At 65.4% G+C, this 19,035-nt stretch carries 13 protein-coding genes and 6 pseudogenes; 13 read left to right on the forward strand and 6 right to left on the reverse strand.

All coding sequences use genetic code 11. The annotated features are described in order from the left end of the window. Positions 1 to 36: 36 nt before the first annotated feature. On the forward strand, positions 37 to 351 hold the full coding sequence (locus tag M8859_RS11490) for a putative antibiotic biosynthesis monooxygenase (RefSeq protein ID WP_249644199.1): 315 nt from the start codon (positions 37 to 39) through the stop codon (positions 349 to 351). Between the two features lie 169 nt (positions 352 to 520). Beyond that, complete coding sequence (locus M8859_RS11495; RefSeq protein ID WP_249644200.1) at positions 521 to 1,033, forward strand: nitroreductase/quinone reductase family protein; 513 nt, start codon at positions 521 to 523, stop codon at positions 1,031 to 1,033. A 254-nt stretch (positions 1,034 to 1,287) separates the two neighbouring features. Here the strand turns inward: M8859_RS11495 and M8859_RS37240 are convergent, their stop codons facing one another. Both M8859_RS37240 and M8859_RS11505 read right to left on the reverse strand, forming a co-directional pair. Continuing rightward, positions 1,288 to 1,386 (reverse strand): hypothetical protein, encoded by a 99-nt coding sequence (locus tag M8859_RS37240; protein ID WP_249644201.1) that lies wholly within the window; start codon positions 1,384 to 1,386, stop codon positions 1,288 to 1,290. Between the two features lie 74 nt (positions 1,387 to 1,460). After that, positions 1,461 to 2,456: pseudogene (locus M8859_RS11505) on the reverse strand (ISL3 family transposase); the annotation flags it as partial. A gap of 278 nt (positions 2,457 to 2,734) precedes the next feature. Between M8859_RS11505 and M8859_RS11510 the strand changes: the two are divergent. The 3 genes and pseudogenes from M8859_RS11510 (at position 2,735) to M8859_RS11520 (ending at position 5,388) form a co-directional block, all read left to right on the forward strand. Next, the gene (locus tag M8859_RS11510) at positions 2,735 to 4,426 is read left to right on the forward strand and encodes a hypothetical protein (RefSeq protein ID WP_159929430.1); all 1,692 of its coding nucleotides are present in this window, start codon (positions 2,735 to 2,737) and stop codon (positions 4,424 to 4,426) included. 169 nt (positions 4,427 to 4,595) lie between these two features. Next, positions 4,596 to 4,820 (forward strand): annotated as a pseudogene (locus M8859_RS11515) (helix-turn-helix domain-containing protein); the annotation flags it as partial. 187 nt (positions 4,821 to 5,007) lie between these two features. Then, positions 5,008 to 5,388: an IS630 family transposase gene (locus M8859_RS11520; protein ID WP_249644202.1), complete on the forward strand. Its 381-nt coding sequence runs from the start codon at positions 5,008 to 5,010 to the stop codon at positions 5,386 to 5,388. 201 nt (positions 5,389 to 5,589) lie between these two features. Here M8859_RS11520 and M8859_RS11525 read toward each other — a convergent pair whose 3' ends face one another. Next, a complete protein-coding gene (locus M8859_RS11525; protein WP_159929432.1) occupies positions 5,590 to 6,072 on the reverse strand; it encodes a hypothetical protein in 483 nt (160 codons plus the stop codon). 155 nt (positions 6,073 to 6,227) lie between these two features. On the opposite strand from M8859_RS11525, the gene M8859_RS11530 reads away from it, so the two are divergent. Then, a complete protein-coding gene (locus M8859_RS11530) occupies positions 6,228 to 7,088 on the forward strand; it encodes an alpha/beta fold hydrolase (protein WP_249644203.1) in 861 nt (286 codons plus the stop codon). A 721-nt stretch (positions 7,089 to 7,809) separates the two neighbouring features. Here M8859_RS11530 and M8859_RS11535 read toward each other — a convergent pair. Continuing rightward, positions 7,810 to 8,124: a hypothetical protein gene (locus M8859_RS11535; RefSeq protein WP_195070709.1), complete on the reverse strand. Its 315-nt coding sequence runs from the start codon at positions 8,122 to 8,124 to the stop codon at positions 7,810 to 7,812. Positions 8,125 to 8,136: 12 nt separating this feature from the next. Between M8859_RS11535 and M8859_RS11540 the strand changes: the two genes are divergently transcribed. The 4 genes and pseudogenes from M8859_RS11540 to M8859_RS11555 all read left to right on the forward strand — a co-directional run bounded on the left by M8859_RS11540 (position 8,137) and on the right by M8859_RS11555 (position 11,720). Beyond that, positions 8,137 to 9,219 carry a hypothetical protein gene (locus M8859_RS11540; RefSeq protein WP_195070708.1) on the forward strand — a complete coding sequence of 361 codons (1,083 nt, stop codon included), beginning with the start codon at positions 8,137 to 8,139 and terminating at the stop codon, positions 9,217 to 9,219. A 212-nt stretch (positions 9,220 to 9,431) separates the two neighbouring features. Then, positions 9,432 to 9,973 (forward strand): annotated as a pseudogene (locus M8859_RS11545) (DEAD/DEAH box helicase); the annotation flags it as partial. Continuing rightward, positions 9,974 to 10,110 (forward strand): annotated as a pseudogene (locus tag M8859_RS37880) (IS256 family transposase); the annotation flags it as partial. It lies immediately after the preceding pseudogene. A gap of 78 nt (positions 10,111 to 10,188) precedes the next feature. Beyond that, a pseudogene (locus M8859_RS11555) lies at positions 10,189 to 11,720 on the forward strand (ISL3 family transposase). Positions 11,721 to 11,927: 207 nt separating this feature from the next. Here the strand turns inward: M8859_RS11555 and M8859_RS11560 are convergent. Next, positions 11,928 to 13,154 carry an MFS transporter gene (locus tag M8859_RS11560; protein WP_249644204.1) on the reverse strand — a complete coding sequence of 409 codons (1,227 nt, stop codon included), beginning with the start codon at positions 13,152 to 13,154 and terminating at the stop codon, positions 11,928 to 11,930. Positions 13,155 to 13,808: 654 nt separating this feature from the next. Between M8859_RS11560 and M8859_RS11565 the strand changes: the two are divergent. Beyond that, positions 13,809 to 14,039: pseudogene (locus M8859_RS11565) on the forward strand (leucine zipper domain-containing protein); the annotation flags it as partial. A gap of 276 nt (positions 14,040 to 14,315) precedes the next feature. Here M8859_RS11565 and M8859_RS11570 read toward each other — a convergent pair. Beyond that, positions 14,316 to 14,912, reverse strand: coding sequence for a TetR/AcrR family transcriptional regulator (locus tag M8859_RS11570; RefSeq protein WP_159929442.1), 597 nt, complete (start codon positions 14,910 to 14,912; stop codon positions 14,316 to 14,318). 160 nt (positions 14,913 to 15,072) lie between these two features. On the opposite strand from M8859_RS11570, the gene M8859_RS11575 reads away from it, so the two are divergent. Then, positions 15,073 to 16,812 carry an ABC transporter ATP-binding protein gene (locus tag M8859_RS11575; RefSeq protein ID WP_308221188.1) on the forward strand — a complete coding sequence of 580 codons (1,740 nt, stop codon included), beginning with the start codon at positions 15,073 to 15,075 and terminating at the stop codon, positions 16,810 to 16,812. Further along, a complete protein-coding gene (locus tag M8859_RS11580) occupies positions 16,809 to 18,536 on the forward strand; it encodes an ABC transporter ATP-binding protein (protein ID WP_159929444.1) in 1,728 nt (575 codons plus the stop codon). Before M8859_RS11575 ends, M8859_RS11580 begins: the two co-directional genes overlap by 4 nt. Positions 18,537 to 19,035 lie beyond the last annotated feature (499 nt).

Below are 19,035 nucleotides of genomic sequence, written 5' to 3' on the forward strand. Positions count from 1 at the left end.
ATGACAACGGATAACGCAAGAGCCGAGGAGAATCAAGTGCTCGATACGAAGGAACGCACGCACAGCGAGGTGTCGGCGGCACACGACCGGTCGCAGGCAGCCACCGATAATGCTGCTGCGGTCGGCACGGGCGATGCCGACGCCCATCCGGCGAAATGGAAGTTCTGGATACTGACCATGATCGGTCTCTACCCAATGCTCATCGGCTTGGTCACGACCACCGCTCCACTGCTGCAACCTTTCCCGACACCGCTACGGCTGGCCTGCATCATGCCGGTCGCGGTGGCGGCCATGGTGTGGGTGATCATGCCCTTCCTGACCCGATGCTTCGCCGGGTGGCTGACGCGCTGACCAGCCGACAACGGCAGCTCTTGTGATCACGCCATCTCACCGGCCAAAACCCGCTGGTGGTGAACCTGTGCCGAGGGTGAGATGCGCCTTCGCCATCGCGAGCGAAGGCGTCACAATCTTTGATCGAGTTAGGACCTTAACTGTCCTATCTCCGCGACACAATCGAATCATGAGTGAAACCGAATCGACTGCAGGACAGCTGGATCTGGCCGATATCACCGACTACAACGATCCGAACGCGCCGTGGAACCAGGCGGGGGACCAGGAGGGCAGCATCGCCAACTGGAACGATGATGTGATCAACGAGTTCAGGGAGAACTCGGGCAAGGTGGGCGGTGCTTACGCGGGCGTGGACCTCATTCTGCTCACCACGACGGGAGCCAAGAGTGGCAAGCGGCACACGACTCCGCTGGGGCCCCAGTACCGGGACGACACCATGTACGTGAGCTCGTTCATGGAAGGCAGGTACCCGGCGTGGTGGTACAACATCAAGGCGAATCCTCGGGTCACCATCGAGCTCCGGGGCAAGACCTACCAGGGGACCGGCAAGGTGCTCGAAGGCGCGGACTATGACGAGTTCGTGGCCTGGGTGCTGGCCAACAACCCACTGCTGGCGGACTTCCAGTCCAAGGTCGACCGCCCCATGCCGCTGGTCGTGCTCACCCTCGGCGGCGAGGGCTGAGCGCTCCCTGGGATCTCTCAGCCGCGGCGCCTCGACAACATCACATAATCGGCATACTGAAGATGCCGCTGACCGCGCTAACCGAAGCGGCCAGTGCGGGCTGACGGAAGATCGACGGGCCGAGCCCATCTCGAGTCAGCAACGCACTGAAATGCCGATGAGCGGATGGTTAGTTGTAGGGTCCGTGCCGAATTTGTTGTCGTGCGGACGTTGCCGGTGCGGTCCGCTCTTGACGTCAGCCGACCGGGCGCTTCTCATGTCACCTTTATGACGATCTTGCCCGAGATGCGGCCGTTTTCGACGGCAGCGAGGGCGGCCGGGGCGTCGGAGAACGGATGGACTGCGGTGATCACAGGTGCGAGGATTCCGTCGAGGGCCAGCCGGGCCGATCGCTCCAGGTTCTCGCGGTCGAGGCGGCGTTCGACGAATGGTCGCGGAAGGGGTCGACAAGGCAGGCCCGGTAATACGGTGGGCGGCGCAGCTGGTCCGGCTCGGATGCGCGGGCGTAGCGTTTCACCGTGTTCAACGCCAGGCCCAGACGCCGGGCGCAGTCCAGCAGTCCGACACCTTGATCGAGCAGATCGTGCACCGCATGCCAGCGTTCCAACGTGGTGGTCTCGCGGGTGAGTGTTTGCCGTTTCGGGCCGGCCGCGGCCCAGCATCGGCCGTGCGCGGCGACGACTTCCCTCACCGATCGGGCCAGACCGTGCCACAGATGCCAGCGGTCGCTGACCTGCAGTGCGGCGGGCCGCGCGCGGCGGATCGCTTCGGCATAGGTGGCCGATCCGTCGCGGACGACGACCTCGACGCCAGGATTGTTCCGCAGCCATGTTTCGAGGGTTTCGGACTTGCGGTCGGCCAGGACGTCGATCCGTTGGTGAGTGACAGCGTCGATGACCGCTGTGCCGTAACGGTTTCGGCGGCGCAGAGCGAAGTCGTCCACGCTGACCACCCGCGGGACCGGCCGGTGCGGCAGCGGGATCGCCAGCAGTACCCGCACCGCGGTATGTCGGGACAATCGAACCGGCAACGCGGCCAGCACGCGGACCGCAGCCCGACCAGCCAGTTCTTTCACGATCGCCCGCACCTGGCCGGTCAGTCGGGTCGTTCGCCGTTGGTAGCGTTCGAGCAGCCCGGGAACCTGTTCACGGAAAGTCCTGCAGCACTGCGGTCTCGGGCAAACCAGTCGTCGAACCCGTACCCGGACGATCACCACGCGACCGTCGGCGGGCAGGTCGGCGACGGTCCGGTGGTGGTAGCTGTGGACTTTCTCCGACTCCTCACCACAGCGTGAGCACACCGCCGGGCCGGGCGCTGTCCGGGCCCGCACTACGAGCCTCCAGCCCTCCTCGACAACCTCCTCGATCACCAGCGCCGACAGACCCGAGAACACCAGCCCGACAGCAACATCCGCCTCACCCACCCACGCATCGTGCCGTCAGGCGACCACGCTCAGCCACCGGAAGTGAGCCAGAGCCTTTATATTTACAGTCCCCGCCGACGACCCCGGTCGGCGGATGAACGCGAGGACTCCGACATGTCGATGCGGCCATGCGGTTCCGATGCCCGCGCGGATCCACACCAACCTGCCTCGGCGCGGGTGGCCGCCGCGGTCGTTGTGGTGGGCGACGACTTCGCCGCCCCGGGATCGGGTCCCGGCGTGGTTGCATCTGGGGGCGCGGCGGACGAGATGGAGGACGTATGGGATACGACTGCACGTTGCACCTGGTGGACGAGGACGCGATCAGGGAGCAGTTCGTGCCCCGCTTGCTCGGGAGTTCGACCGAGCCGACCGCATTGGATCGAGTGCATCCGAAAGCGGCGGACGTGTGGCGGCAGGTACGCGAGCTGTTGCTCGGGACGGATGGGCACGCGGCGGCGGAGGCCGTGTCGGTGGCAGCGGTCATGTTCAGCGCCTCGATGCTGCCGTACCGCTACGAGCGGGGGCTGGCGCTGAGCCTGGCATTCGAAGCGGGACGGGTGTTTCCCGACGGGGTGTTCGAGCCGAAAGTCGAGTACGCGCCGGACGCGCTGTTCGCCGATGTGGTCGCGGCGCATCCGCAGGTACGGGGACGGTTCTCCTCGGGCTGGTTCGGCGGGAACTATACGACGGGGCTCTATGTGCCCGCCGAATATGTTGCCGAGGTGCTGGCCTGGGTGCAGGAGCAGCTCGCGCCGTTGCCCAAGGGTGCCCAGCGGAACTACCGAGGGATCGTGGCGACGCTGCGCGCGGCGGTGGATCGCAAGCTCGGATACTGGGAGGCAACGGATCTCGCGGTGCCCGCGGCGGGTGAGTTCCCCGGCGATCCGGAACTGATGTGGGCGCAGTACCTCGGCAACGACGGCACGACTGCCGCAGCGGTGGAGACGGCACCGGCATCGCCCATCGCGAGTGTGCTCGACGACATTGTCGACGGCTTCCTGATGTCGCACAGCGACGGCAAGTCACCACAGGTGGAACTGTGGGACCTCGAGTCGTGGCCGCCGCGATTGGCGTTGCAGCGCAACGAATTCTGGGTCGCGGCTGCACGGGCCTCCGAGGGCGGATGGCTGGCGTACTCCACCGTCGACACCAAGGCACGCCCGCGCGTGTTCGCGCCGATCCTGGTGGACGGTGACACGGATGCACCGCGGGTACTACCGGCCAAGGGACCGGACGGGGCCGACCTCTACTCCCACGAGTGCTACTTCCTCGGCACGCGCCCCGTGGTGTTGCACGAGGTGAAGAGTCACCTGCTGAGATTCGGCGGTATGCAGCTCGGCGACCCGCTGCCCGGCCCGCTGTGGCTCACGGACTCCGGTGTCTGGGAACAGATTCCGGGCATCACACCGGGCACGGTGGTGAAGAGTTCACTCGGCGACGCCGCCCGCCCGGTCACCGGGGCCGCGCGACTGGCTGACGGTAACACCGTCCTGATCTGGGACGGCAACGGCTACGAACTCGACCCCGCAGGCACCGGCTGCGTCCGCACCTTCGAGATGGCCGCACAACGCTCCTTCGTCGGCTTCACCTCGGCGCCCGCGGGCACCGACGGATTTTTCTACCAGTCCGGCCGCGACCTGCACGAGATCCATCGAGGCGGCAAACCAATCCGGCACGCCGAAGCCTGGACCAACGTCATGGACGTCCGCCCGGGACCGGACGACAGCCTCCTCCTCAAATTCGGCAGCAACGACGAAGGCAACGTCGGCGCCCTCTACTTCCCGAACGACCGTACCCACATCGCCCTCCCCCCAGAAATGTTCGGCGACAAATCCAGTTACTCGGCCCTTTACTGGAGCCGATCGACCAACCGAATAGTCGCCATCGGCGGCGATTTCGTCGCCGTTGCGGTAGAAACCGTACTGTCACAACCGAGATCGGCGGTACCCGAACTTCCCGACGAGGCCTAGTGTTCCGCGCTTGAAATCCGTTTGTTAATCGTAGGATTCGGCGGTCGCAAGGACGGGGCGGCCGAGGTCGGGGCCAGATTTGGTGGTCACCGAGGCGCAGCGTCGGGAGTTGGTTCGGGGTGCGCGGGCGGCGACGTCGACGCAGGCGTATGCGTTGCGGTGCCGGATCGTGCCGAGGTGCGCGGAGCCGGGTGCGGCGAACGCGCATGTCGCGGCTGCGGTAGGTGTCGCGCCGATGACTGTGGCGAAGTGGCGGCGCCAGTTCATCGAGCACGGTCTGGCCGGTCTGGCTGATGAGCCACGTCCGGGTCGGCCGCCGTCGATACTGCTGGATCAGGTGGAGCAGGTAGTGGTGTTGACGTTGGAGCGGACTCCGCGTGATGCCACGCATTGGTCGCGGGCATCGATGGCCGAGCGGACCGGGTTGTCGAAATCGACGATCGGGCGGATCTGGCGGCGGTTCGATCTGAACCGCACCTGGTCGACGGATTCAAACTGTCGACCGACACGCTGTTCGTGGAGAAAGTCGTGGATGTGGTCGGCTTGTACCACATCCGCCGGAGCGAGCCGTTGTGCTGTGCGTGGACGAGAAATCACAGATGCAGGCCCTGGATCGTTCGCAACCGGTGTTGCCGATGATGCCGGGCATGCCCGAGCGTCGCACCCACGACTACGCTCGCCACGGCACCACGAGCCTGCTCGCGGCGTTCAACATCGCCGATGGCACCGTGATCGGGGAATTGCACCGCCGCCATCGTGCCGCGGAGTTCAAGAAGTTCCTGGTCTCGATCGACAAGGCAGTACCCGCCGACTTGGCTGTTCATCTGGTCTGCGACAACCTGGCGACCCACAAGACCCCGATCGTCAACGAATGGCTCGCGCGTCACCCCCGGTTCCACGTGCACTTCACCACGCCCGGATCGTCCTGGCTCAACCAGGTCGTGCGACACGAGGTCGCATGAGTGACAGTGGAACTCGTAAAAGGAGGAATCGGCTGATGTCGGTGACGTAGTTCCCGATCCCGTGCGTGTGGATCGTCCCCACCTCGACGTGCATCATGGGTAACCGTGGGGTGCGAAGCCCGAGGACTCGGGTTCCATCCAGGGGTTACAGGCTGGGGAAGACCGGGCGGGTGAATCGCGTGAACCCTCGTTGACGCCTCGTCATGAGCACTCTCGCCGATGGGAAGTTGCAGCGGGAGATAGGGATAACAGTTCAGCCTCGTACTCGTCGCGGTCACTGTAGCTACTTGCACCACGAGCTTTCCTGGCTGTCGACGCGTCGGCATCCGGGCAACCGTCGAAATCCACAACAGCCAGCAGCGCCGCCAGCTCGGCCGGTGTGCTGTCTCTGCCGTGACCGAGCAACATGTGGGCGCCTTCATGCGCCACCACATGCCGCGCCATCGTCGGCACCTGCCAGGGGCGATACAGCACGACATCGTCCACCGAGCGGGCCAGCCACAATCCGCACAACTCGACCGGGAAATACTCCGGCAACGGTAGATGCACGATCTCACGCCCGCGGACCTGCTCCAGGCGAGCAAAGAACGGTTCCACCGTCCAATCCGGCGGCAGTTCGAGATCATCGACGATCGACTCGAATCGCGAACGTCTCGACCGTCCTGGCCACAACTGAACAGGCAACTTAGCCTCCCCTTCTAATCACGTCCTGCTCCCGATCGTGGCTGCACGACATTCCCCGATGCATCCACTGGTCGGTCGATCTGGTCGTATTCGTCCGGAATGGGTACCCATTGCTTCGGCGCCGTTCGCGCACGGGCGCGAACATACCATCGAGTATGCGCTGGCGTCCCTCGTTCGTCGCACCGCGTCCGGAATCGGACCCGGCGGCGGGCCCACCCGAGATTGCTGTTGTGCGGCGCTCATTCGTCACCGCGCGCGGCATCCGCTTCCACGTCACCGAGGCGGGTCCGGCGAACAAACGTCCGGTGCTCGCGCTGCACGGCGGGCCACAGCACCATTACGCGTACCGCCACCTGCTCGCCGATCCGCCGGACGACCTGCGGATCATCGCGCCGGACCTGCCCGGGTACGGCTGGTCCGGACCCGCGCCGCACCGGTGGGCCAAGGACTGGGGCGGCTACATCGCCCACCTGCTCGTGCTGCGGGAGCCGGAGCGATTCGACGCGCTGCTGGCGCTGAACATCGCCCACCCGTGGCAGACACCGCGCAGTTTCCTGCCGCACGCCTGGCGGTTTCTGATCTACCAGCCGCCGGTCGCCGCGTTCGGCACGTATCTCCACCAGCGCACCCGCTTCTTGGAACAGCTCATCTTCGTCGGCGCCGTGCGCAACCGCGACGAGTTCGGACCCGAGGTGATCCACGCGTACGCCGACCGCTTCCGCGACCCGCTCTGCGCCCGCACCGCGGCCGACACCTACCGCACTTTCCTGCTACGCGAAGTCCCCCGGTCCGCCGTACGGCGCGAACAACGCCGCGCGACCGTACCGATCCGCGCCCTGTTCGGGGTGGACGACGCCGCGATCCATCCCTCGCTCGCGTCCGAGAAGACGGCGCGCGCCGACGACTACCGCCTCGAACTGGCCCAGAACTGCGGCCACTTCATCGCCGAAGAGCGACCGGACTTGGTCCGGGCCCGGCTCGTCGAACTGGCCACGACGACCGCGCACCCCGCGTGAAGACGGGTCACAGCCTCGGCTCGCGCGGACTCCGTAGAGCGTGCGATCCTGTCGCTGGGACGATGGCGCGGGCAGAACGGTGGCACCAGCGCGGAAATGCACTCCTACAGATCTTTGACGGTTGATTGCGGTTGACGGAGCTGGTGATCACTCGGGCTGTGGGTTGATACCTGTGCGGTGAGGTACGGGCAGGGCGGGGGATTGCCGGCCGCGGGGCGTGTCCGGCGGGAGGTGGTTTGCTTGGCGGCGGCCGAGCGGTTCGCCGCCGGTGACAAGACCGCCGATATCGCCGCCGCTCTGCGGGTTCGGAGTTCTGTGGAGTGCGAGCTGAAAGTGGCTTGCGGACAGATGTTTACGCCGTGCCGAGCATAGACTGTCCACGGTGGTCACCAACTCGGAACAGAATCAGCGGGTAGCAGCGGGCGAGTCCCGAGCCTTGGCGCCTGGACCCACATTCACGTCCGGTCGCCAGTGGCGACGTCGGCTCGGGCACACCGCTTGGATCGTCGGTCTCGCGACAGCGTTGACCATCGGCCTCGAGCGGTTCGGATTCAACCCCACCGACCAAGGCTTTGTGGTTGCTCAGTCATGGCGCATACTGCACGGCGAGATACCGCATCGCGATCTGATCTCGGCACGACCTTTGGGCTCGGCGTACCTACACATCATCGACTTCGTGATTCCCGGACCGCTGTTGCTGTCCTCGGCCTTTGTGGCATGCCTACAGCTGATCGTCGCGACGGTAGTGCTGGCGGCATGGACGACCGGCATCGGTGTCCTGCGGTGGGGGCTGGTCCGCACTGCGGTAGTTGCATCGGTCGCAGTGATCAACGTCCACCTGTTCGCGATGACCGCGTGGCACACCGTCGACGGCATATTCCTTGTCGCCGTGGGCTGGTACGCGTTCGATATGGGTCGGCAACGCGATCGGGTATGGCTGGTGCGGTCGGGTCTTTTCGCCATCGGATTCGCAGCGGTCACCAAACAATCGTTCATACCAGCAGTCCTCGTCACCCTTGTCGTCCTGCTGATCCAACGTCGGCATCCGGTGCGGCGGCTCATCCTCGACCTCGCCACTTTGATCGGCCCTTCTGCTATATACCTGGTGATCGTCACTGCGGGTGGCGGTTTCGGGGCAATGATCGACCAACTCGGCGGCGGACATGCCACCGCCGGTCAGCGCCTGCTGAGTATCGGTGTGATCTCAGGGGCAATACCAATTCTCGGCGTATATACCGTCGCGGTACTCGCATCGACGACAAGAGGGCCGATGATGCGCGGTATCGCGTCGGCTATCGCCTGCCTGATCCTTGGGGCAGTCATTGTCGACGGACAGCTCGAGCGGGCCGGCAACTGGGGCATCGTTCTATGGTGGGCCGCTGCTCTGACCATCGGCATCCACGCCGCGACGCAACGCAGCGTTCCGTGGCGATCAGTCGGCATGGTGCTGCTCGGATACATGGTGTCGTTGTCGTGGGGATACGCCTCACCCACGCTGCTCGGCGGCAGCCTCGCGCTGCTGGCCATCGAACAGCTGGTGCGGGACCTGCCGACTGTGGTCGACCGGGCCCGCATTGTCGGTGGCATCGCCGCCGTCATCCTGTTGGTTGCCACGCTCGGTTGGATGAGTGAACTTCGACTGCAGGCCCCCTACCGTGATCTGCCGGCCAGGGAACTGACTGCCGACCTCGGTGAGTCGATACCTGCGATGCGTGGAATCCGGACGAACCCGGCAACCGCGGCATACGTCGAGCAGATTGTGCGCTGCCTGGACCAGTATCCCGCGTCCCGCACCGCAGTGCTGCCCGACAATCCGTTCATCTATCCGGCGTTGCACATCCGAAACCCCTTTCCCATCGATTGGCCACTTTCGGCAGAACTCGTCGCCGACAGCCGCGCTCGCCTTGATGCGGCAGCCGAAAAAATCGAGCGGGAGGGCGACTACCTGATTTTGTTCCAGACCGTTACCAGTCGCGCCCTAGCTTCGGCAAAGCCGATCCCGGTTGCTGTCCCGGCCGATGCTTCGGTGGTAGACCCGGCCGGAATCGCGGACGGCATACTCGCACGGATCTCCGGCCAACCTGTGACATGCGGCTCCTTCGTCGGCGTCTGGCAGCCATCGAACAGGTAGGCGCCGGGCCCGAAACCGCCTATGCCAGCGAGCTACTCGCCACACGACCAGCATCAGAATCCCGAAACAGACCACGATCCCGAACGGATCGGCCGCGACAACGGCACCGAGCAAACCAGCGACTGCGATGAATCCCCAGGCCGATAACACCAGGGCGATAGCCGAACGCGGTAGCGACCGGGCCGCTTCATGTGTCGGTGCCCTCGGGCACGATGGAGCGCATGACCGCGGCGACCGATGTCTCTCCGATCGACCTCACCGCCCCGAACCTGCGCGAGCACGCCGAGCAGCTGCTGCGCGAACTGGCCGGGCCCGATGCGCGGCTGCGGGGGGACCAGTGGATCGCCATCGAGGCGCTGGTCGTGCGGCGGAGCAGGGCGTTGGTGGTGCAGCGCACCGGCTGGGCCAAGTCCGCGGTGTACTTCATCGCCGCCAAATTGCTGGGCAGGGCCGGTCGCGGGCCGACGGTGATCGTGTTTCCGCTGCTCGCGCTGATGCGCAACCAGGTGGCGGCCGCGCAGCGCGGGTGGTCGCCGCCACCATCAACTCGGGCAATGTAACCGAATGGGACGAGATCCACGCGCAGGTCGCCGCCGGCGCGGTCGACGTGTTGCTGGTCAGCCCGGAACGACTGAACAATCCGGATTTCCGGGACCAGGTGCTGCCGAAGCTCGCGGCGGACGCGGGACTGGTGGTGATCGACGAGGCGCACTGCGTCTCGGACTGGGGACACGATTTCCGGCCGGACTACCGCCTGAAGTGTGTCTACCTGTCGATCATGGCCCTCGATCCCACCGGAACAGGCCGAAACGGTGGGTCACCCGCTGGAAAGCCGCGTTGAACGCTTTCGACATCACCTTCGAAGGCCGACTCAGCGCTGGACGGGAGTAACCCAATCAAACCGAGTTACACCGATGGCTGGGCTCGGTCCCATTTTCGGTGGTGACCCGAGGGGCGTGACGGCACGATGTGCCGGTGGGTCATGTGAATGTCTCTGTGGGCGTGATGTTTTCGGGTTTGTCGCCGTTGTTGGTGGAGGAGGTGAGCGACGAGGGCTCCTGGATTGGGGTACGCGCTCGGACCCCCGGTGGTCCAGCGGCCTGCCCGGGCTGCGGTGCTGTTTCGGGCAAGGTGCACAGCTACCACCAGCGCACCGTCGTCGACCTGCCGCTCGACGGCCGTGCAGTGCACGTGCGAGTGCAGGTGCGGCGGTTGGTGTGCCCGACCATAGGCTGTCGCAACACCTTTCGTGAGCAGGTACCCGGTGTGCTGGAGCGCTACCAGCGGCGCACCACGCGCCTGACCGGTCAGATTCGATCGGTGGTGCGGGAGCTGGCCGGACGCGCCGGAGCCCGGCTGCTGGCGCGACTCGCAATCGGGCTGTCGCGCCACACGGCGGCGCGGGTGCTGATGGGTATCCCGCTGCCCGAGCGGCCGGTGCCGGCCGCGGTGAGCGTGGACGATTTCGCGTTGCGGCGCCGCCACCGCTACGGCACGGTGGTGATCGACCCGGTCACCCACGACCGCATCGACGTGCTGGCCGACCGGAAAGCCGACACCCTGGCCGTGTGGCTGAGCGAGCACCCGCACGTGCAGGTCGTTGTCCGTGACGGCTCCACCACCTATGCCGAGGCCGTGCGCCGGGCCCTGCCCACCGCGATGCAGGTCAGCGACCGCTGGCACCTGTGGCACGGGCTGGCGCAGGTGGTCGAGAAGACGGTGGTCGCCCACAGCGCCTGCTGGTCGGCCGCAGCACCGAAGTATCGACAGGTCAAGGGCGGCGCCACCACCCTGCAACGCTGGCACGCCGTGCACGAGCTGCTCGATCGAGGGGTCGGACTGCTGGACTGCTCACGCCGGTTGGGCGTGTCGCTGAACACGGTCAAACGCTACGCCCGTGCGCCCGAGCCGCAGCGTCTGCGCCGCCCGCCGCAGTACCGGCCCTGCCTGGTCGACCCCTACCGCGACCACTTGCGCGCCCGCCGCGCCGCCGACCCCGGAGTACCGGTCCTGCAACTATTCGCCGAGATCAAAGTTCTCGGCTACGCCGGAGGGCTGAACCTACTCTACCGCTACGTCAACCAGGGACGCCTCGACGGCGACCGAATCGCGATCTCGCCCAAACGCGTGGCCAGCTGGATCCTGACCGACCGGCCGACCTGCCCGATCCCCGCCGCGCTCATCTCGACGAGATCGCCGCCGCGTGCCCGGAGATGACCGCCCTGGTCGACCTCGTCCGGGAGTTCGCCCAACTCATGACCGAGCGCCGCGGCAGCGACCTCGACAGCTGGGTCAAGCAGGTCCGCGAAGCCGGCCTGACCGAATTCAACCCGTTCCTCACCGGCCTCGACCAAGACCACGACGCTGCCGTCGCCGGTTTGACCCTGCCCTACACCAACGGTCCCTGCGAGGGCGTCAATACGAAAACGAAGCTGATCAAACGGCAGATGTACGGCCGCGCCGGCTTTCGGCTACTCCGACACCGAATCCTGCTGGGATAGGCGAGGTTCCGCTACCACCGAAAATGGGACAGAGCCGTTGGCTGGACAGACCCGGGCGCGCGGGCTCGCCTTGAACCACGGGCCGAGTCAACTCAGTGATCCGTCTCGGGAATTTGGAGACCTTCTGGAAATCGCGGCGGCCAGTGAGGACGCGCTTTCCGCACTGCGAGCGAGGCGCGCGGCGGCCGAGCGGCGCTTGACTGACCTTCACGCGATGGCTCGTGTGTGCCGCCATGCGACGCCGAAGCCAAGAACTGTGAAGAAGATTGAGACGAGCACAATGGCCATGTATCCGAAACCGGGGATGAGCGCGAGTCCAACTGTGCTCGCGATCATGCGAAGCAGTCCGAGGATCGTCGCTTGCAACGAATAGTCCGTTGCCGATGAATCCGCACGGCTGTTATCCATATAGACGGTGTTGATCCAGGTCATGATGGCCGCATAGCCGATACTCATCATGAGTATCCCGGTTGCTGCGACGGTGGCGGATGCGTCGCCGATGGCGATCGGGAGTGTCGCCGCGACGGACAGCATCCCGGCGACGCCGATTACGACGAGCGGACGGGCCCGCCCCCACCGTGAGATTGCGGCGCCTGCTGCCAAGCCCGCGATTACGCCGACCACCGGCGCGTAGACGCCTTGGAGCGTCGCGATATCGCTCAGGCTCCATCCTCGATCCAGCAACAGCGCACCTTGAACGGCAGTAACGAGATACGCGCCGGAAACCAGGAGAGGTGCGACGATCAGCGCGAAGGTGCGTCGTGTCGTCGAGGTGAAAAAGGTACCTATCCGCGACCATTGGATCGCGGCCGGGGCCTCGCCTGCGGGTTCCCGGAATCCGATCAGCATGGCGGCTGGGATCGCGAATAACGCCCCGAGAATCAGCAGAGTCACGCGCCAACCGCCGAGGTCGTAGAGAAGCAGCGCGCCGCCGGTGCCGAGGACGATCGACGCAGTGGCGGCGGCGACCTGGATGCCGTTGCCCAGCCCTCGTTCGGTGGGTCCCAGAATCCGTACCGCGAGCCCGTTCGTCGCAGTGTCGTTCAGGGCAGCGAACACGAGCAGGATCATCAGTCCGGCAAACACGAGCGGCAGGTCATGTGCCGGATCAACCGCAGACAGCGCGGCGAGCGACGCAGCCAGGGCTGCTTGAGTCGCCCACAGCCAACTGCGGTATGGCCCCTTACGAGACGGGTGGCCCCGGTCGATAATCGGACCGGCGATGAATCGCAGCACGTAGACCACACCGAACAGCGGCGCCAGCGCCACCAGTTTCTTGGGGTGGCCGAGGCTCAGCAGAATCGTCGTGAGCGCCCCGAAGGAGAATGAGAACGCAATGTCGCTGACCAGGTACAGGCTGACGATCAGCGAGTAACGTCGCAGCCGGCCCGTGATGGGGTAGTGGTCCAGACTGCTCGACAACGGGGCACTCACGAGACTCCTCATAGAGCCGAGACTATGAGATCGACTGACCGTCGGTCAATTATATTGTCAGACGAGAATGATTATTGCCATGTCGGTTGACCACAGCGGCCTACATGATCACGTTCAACTACCTCGCGGCCGTGCTCGCCGACATCACCGGTATGCCTACGGTCTGGATCCCCGCGATCCTCGCCCTCTTCGGGATCGGCGCCTTCGCCGGCCTGTCCATCGGCGGACGCATCTCCGACCGTCGCCCGCACGTCGCGCTCCTGAGCGGAACCGTTGCGATCGTGATCCGTTCGGTCACCATGGTCATCGCAATCCACCACTCGTGGGCGGTGATTCTCACCGTATTCCTGCTCGGGATCGCTGCCTTCGTGCTGAACCACGCGATCTACGGACGTGTCTTCGCTATTGCAGGCGACGCCCCGACGCTCGCTGGGGCGATGACGGTGTCGGCTTTCCAGCTCGGGATCAGCTGCACTCCGGTCCTCGCGGCAGCCGCACTCACTCGCGGCACCTCCCTCACCTGGGTCGGCGTCATCGGAGCCGTCCTCCCGCGATCGCCGTCCCTCTCGTCCTTGTCGACCGCACCAGGCTGGAAGATGACGTCACACCCGACGAGACCACCACAACCCGAGCAACCACCTCACGGACCCTGCAGTGACACACCGCAACGCCCCTCTGTCTATCGAGGGACGACGACTCGCCGAGCACTGCCGAACCAGGCCGATCGCACACGTGGTGGCCGAGATGGGGATCTCGCGGGCGTGCACGTCCAAGTGGGTGAACCGGTGGCGCAGGTGCAGGGACATCGGCCCGATGGACCGGTCGTCCACGCCGCGCCGCCAATCGACAGCGACGCCACCTGAGGTCGTCGAGCAGATCGAGACCGGCAGCGTCGAAGACCTTGCGGAGGTGACCGTGCCGACCTTGATCATTCCCGGTACCGACTCTCGGCACCCGACGGCGCTCGGCGCAACCCTCGCGCGGGTGCTGCCCGCAGGTCAGCTGAGCGAGGCCAGGGTCTCGTCTGATCTGCATAACGCCGACGATCTCGCCGTCGCGGTCGCTCCCGCGATTCGCGAAGGAGGCGGTGCCCCATGGCGGGGGTGGTTGCCCACGCCGGGCGGTCTCCAAGAGACCGCCCGGATCTGTCCGAAGCAGTCCCTAGAGCTCGGGGAGGATGAATGAGCGGCACCAGCGGCGTACCTCGGCGATGACCCGCTCGGTGAGCGCTGGGTCCGCGGCGTGGAAGAGGTAGTCGGCACCGTGATGGATCGAGCCGTACAGCAGCACGGCTGTGGACTCGGGATCCACAACTCGGAGCCCTCCGGCGTCGCGTCCGGCCGTCAACAGTGACCTCAGTAGCTCGACATGTCGGTATCCGACCTCCTCGCTGTCGACCTCCTCGCCGGTCGATCCGTGCGGTAGGTGGAACAAAGTGTTGTGCTTGGCTGGATCGAGCAGGAAGGTGCGAATTCCAGCGACGAGCCATGTCTCGATGCGCCCGGCCCAGTCATCAGGGTGCAGGAGCGACATCGCCTCGTTCTGCGCGTCGAGCAAGGTCTCGATGTATCGCGCGCGGAGGGCTCCGAGAACGTCCTCGCGGGCTCGGAAGTACGAGTAGAAGGTGCCTTTCGAGACGCCGGCAGCCTGGGTGATGTCCTCGACCGTTACCGCGGCGATGCCCTTCTGCGCGAGCAGTTGCTCCGCGGCGTCGAGAAGTTCGGAGCGCCGTTGCTCCGCAGGTTTGGTCCGACCCACTCATTGCCTCCTGTCAGGTGTCTGTTGACCCATCGTGCCATATGGTAAGTTATTGACTGACGGTCAGTCGATTGGGAGGCAGTTGATGACTTTGCTGGTTACAGGTGCGGATGTGTCGGACGACAAGGTCGACAAGCTCGACCGGCCCCTGCGGTCCGCAGTGCGCGACCTGCTGCGCCCGGTTCGCCGGCAGCTGTATCTAGGGGCGGGTCTGGCTTTCGTCAGCTCGATGCTCGGCCTGCTTCCCTACGTGGCCGTGGCCGAAATAGGTCGTGAGTTGACGTCTGCACAGCAGGCCGACGTCGTGTGGATGTGGGTGTGGGTCGGTGTCGTCGGCGCTGCGGGGCGGTTGCTGCTGATGGTGGTGGCGAATCTGGTGACGCATTACGCCGATGCCGACTTGCAGCGCTCTCTCCGCGCTCGGCTGGCGCGGCATGCGGCCGTGCTTCCGTTGGGTTGGTTCACCGGACGTGGTTCGGGCGAGCTGAAGAAGGCGATGGAGGACGACATCGAGGACATGCACCACATGGTCGCCCACGCGGTCCTCGACCTTGCCAGCGCGATCGGGCTCCCGATCGTCGCACTGGTTTATCTCACGGCGACGGACTGGCGAATGACCCTGGTCACCCTGGCGGTGCTTCCCCTGGCGTCCTTCGCCATGGGAGCTGCGCACCGGACCATGCCTGCGCGTATGGCCGAGCTGACTGCCGCCCAGGTCGAATTGAACAACGCGACCATCGAGTACGTAGACGGCATCCAGGTCGTGAAGGCCTACGGCGGCGCCGGGCGGACCTATCGCCGTCTGTCCGAGGGCATCGACCGGTTCTGCGATACCCTCGCTGCCTGGACCGCTGAGGCAGGGCGGGCGATGTTCGTCACGCTCCTGCTCCTTTCGCCCGCCTCGGTACTGTTAGTTGTGGCAGGAGCGGGGACCGGATTGGTCGCGGCCGGCTGGCTCGACCCGGTGGACCTGCTGCCCTTCTTGCTCGTCGGCGTCAGCCTGCCCACGCCGTACATGACGATCGCCCAAGGCACCCAACAGCTCCGTAAGGCTCGTGTCGCCGCAGAGCACCTGCGCAACGTGCTCGACCAGCCAGTACTTCCCGAGCCCGACGCACCGCAGACCCCAAGGGCGTACAGCATTCGATTCGACGCGGTGACCTTCGGCTACACCGCCGAAGAGCCCGTGCTGCAATCGGTGGACCTCCTCTGCCGACAAGGTACCGTTACCGCTGTCGTGGGACCATCCGGCTCCGGCAAGACCACTCTCAGCAGGCTTATCCCCAGATTTTTCGATGTTGGTGCTGGATCAGTAACCATCGGCGGTGTCGATGTGCGCGACATCCAGCAGGAAAAGTTGCTGGCCCGCATTGCCATCGTGTTCCAGGATATCGTGCTGTTGCGCGACACGATACGGGAGAACATCCGTCTGGGACGTCCCGGCGCAAGCGACGCCGAGGTCGAGGCGGCTGCTCGTGCCGCCCGGATGCACGAGACGATTCTGGCGCTGCCTGCGGGGTACGACACTGTGATCGCCGGTCGTGGCGGCGTGCTCTCTGGCGGGCAGCGGCAGCGGATCACCATCGCTCGCGCCATCCTTCAAGACGCCCCAATCGTGCTGTTGGACGAGGCGACCGCATATGTCGATCCCGAGAACGAACGCGCCGTCCAGGAAGCTCTAGGCAGACTGGCCCGCGGACGCACTGTGGTCGTGGTCGCGCATCGGTTGTACACGATCCAGCACGCCGATCAGATCGTCGTCCTCGACGCCGGACGAGTGGTCGAACGCGGCACCCATAACGAATTGCTCTCCGCCGGTGGCCGTTACCGGGCCATGTGGACAGCGCAGAACCAGACCCCTCAAGTCACGACCCCGCGAGGGAAGGACGAGTCCCGATGATCCGCCGCATCCTCCAGATTTGGCCGCACCGCGGCATGATCAATGCGCTCGCCCTGCGCTACATACTCTCCGGCGTCCTTCAGGGCCTCGTGCTCGTCATGCTCCTGCCGTTGCTGCGCGAGCTGTTGTCCGACCCGATTCGCATTGGAGATGTGCACTGGTGGTTGTTCGCGATCGCCGTCGTCGGGGTCGCGTATCTTGCGAGTGTGTGGTGGGGCCACGCTGTGGGATATCCGACCGCCAACCGTATTATGCGCGACCTGCAACATAGTCTTGGCGAGCACCTCGGGCGGCTCCCGCTGGGTTGGTATGTGAATCAGACACCGGGGCGCATCGCGCGCGTCGTGGCCCAGAACACCCCCTCGGCGGCGAGCATCGTTTCCCACGTCTGGCCTGAGCGGATTGCGGCGATCGCCACTCCGGCCACGGTCGTCGTCGGCGTGTTTTTCGTGGATTGGCGGATCGGCCTAGCCTTCCTGGCGGCGGTGCCCGCCGCCGTATTTGTGATGCGCTGGTCGGCTCCGATCATCCACGACACTCAGCGCCGCATGGACGAGGCTTCTGAGGAAGCAGCTGCCCGCGCCATCGAGTTCGCCCAAGCCCAGCCGGTGCTCCGGGCCACCGGAAGAGCCAGTGCTGGCTTCGCACCGATGGAGCAGGCTCTCGACCAGCAACGACGCGCGTTCCGTCACGCGCTCGCCCGACATACACTGCCGCAATACGCGTACGTCGGGATCGTCCAGATCGGCTTCACCCTTGTCGTGGTCATCGGAGCCTGGCTCGCCACCCGCGGCGAGCTCGCCGTGCCCGAGGCCATCGCGCTGCTCGTGCTCGCGTCACGTTTCATCGAACCACTCGCCGCGATCGCCAGCCTCTCCGGCGCGATCCAGGTCGCAGACGTGGCCCTCGAACGCGTGGGCACCATCCTGAACGCGCCGCCTCTTCCCGAGCCTACGAGCGGTCAGGCTCCCACTGAGCACGACATCACCTTGAACCGAGTGCGCTTCGGCTACGAGCACACTCGTGTCATCGACGACGTCACCGTCACAATCCCCTCTGGAGGCATGACCGCGATCGTCGGACCATCAGGATCGGGCAAGACCACCCTGCTCCGACTCATCGCCCGCTTCTGGGATGTCGATTCCGGCTCGATCCATATCGGCGGGATCGACCTTCGTGACATCCCCACTCCCGATCTGATGCGCACTCTGGCGGTCGTCTTCCAGGACACCTACCTATTCGACGGCACCATCGAGGACAACCTGACTATCGCCGCCCCGGACGCCGACGAGGCACAACTCCACCGGGCCGCGGCCGCCGCCAGACTCGATGAAATCATCGAACGGCTCCCCGAAGGCTGGCAGGCCCGTACCGGCGAAGGCGGTATCGCGCTCTCCGGCGGGGAACGCCAGCGGGTCGCGATTGCTCGTGCTCTGCTCAAGAATTCGCCCATCGTGCTCTTCGATGAAGCCACCGCCGCGCTCGACCCCGAGAACGAGGCCGCTATCAGCGCTGGGATCAGCGAACTCGTGGCGGCAGGCCGAACCGTCGTCATCATCGCCCACAAAATCGCCACCATCCAGCACGCCGACCAAATCCTCTTCCTCGACGACGGACGACTGGCTGAGACTGGGACTCACGCCACGCTCCTACGAGCCGGCGGCCGTTACGCCGACTTCTGGCGCGAACGCCACGCATCAGCCGAGTGGAGTATCCGCCCGTGATATCCGCGATACACCGGAGAGAGGAGACGACTTCGGCGACATGGTGCCTGTCCAGATATTGGCTCTGTCCCACTTACCGTGGTAAGAAATCAGCCGCATTCATCCCGATCAAGGCGTCGGGTAGCGAGCCATCAGGGTTCATCGCAGGTCGCACCCAGCCCCATTCGGTGCCGAAGGTCATCGTGCCCAGAGCCGGCGGTGCACCAGGGAGTCCGGACCAGCCGGGCAGCCGGTTGCTGTCGAGCGCAAGAGCCCGGTAGCGACGAAATAGTGTTCTCCGGACCAAGAGAAAAGCCCTAATCCCCGTTGTGCCAACCCTTCTGCCCCTTGCTGGCGGTTGCATCACCCGCGGACGACCTCGCCGACGTTGTCCTATAGCAGCGATCAACTCGCGTATCCCAATTGGCTGTCGGGTCGTCGCAGAGTTCTAAACGGCCAAGTCCTTTGAGCCTTGCCGACGGCGTCTAGCCATACCCAGAACCCCTGGAGCCCACCGATA

Source organism: Nocardia sputi, from assembly GCF_023501985.1.

Bases quoted from the DNA above. Each gene is read 5' to 3' on its own strand.
- M8859_RS11495 (WP_249644200.1), top strand. From the start codon at position 521: ATGAGTGAAACCGAATCGACTGCAGGACAGCTGGATCTGGCCGATATC.
- M8859_RS11510 (WP_159929430.1), top strand. From the start codon at position 2,735: ATGGGATACGACTGCACGTTGCACCTGGTGGACGAGGACGCGATCAGG.
- M8859_RS11530 (WP_249644203.1), top strand. From the start codon at position 6,228: ATGCGCTGGCGTCCCTCGTTCGTCGCACCGCGTCCGGAATCGGACCCG.
- M8859_RS11580 (WP_159929444.1), top strand. From the start codon at position 16,809: ATGATCCGCCGCATCCTCCAGATTTGGCCGCACCGCGGCATGATCAAT.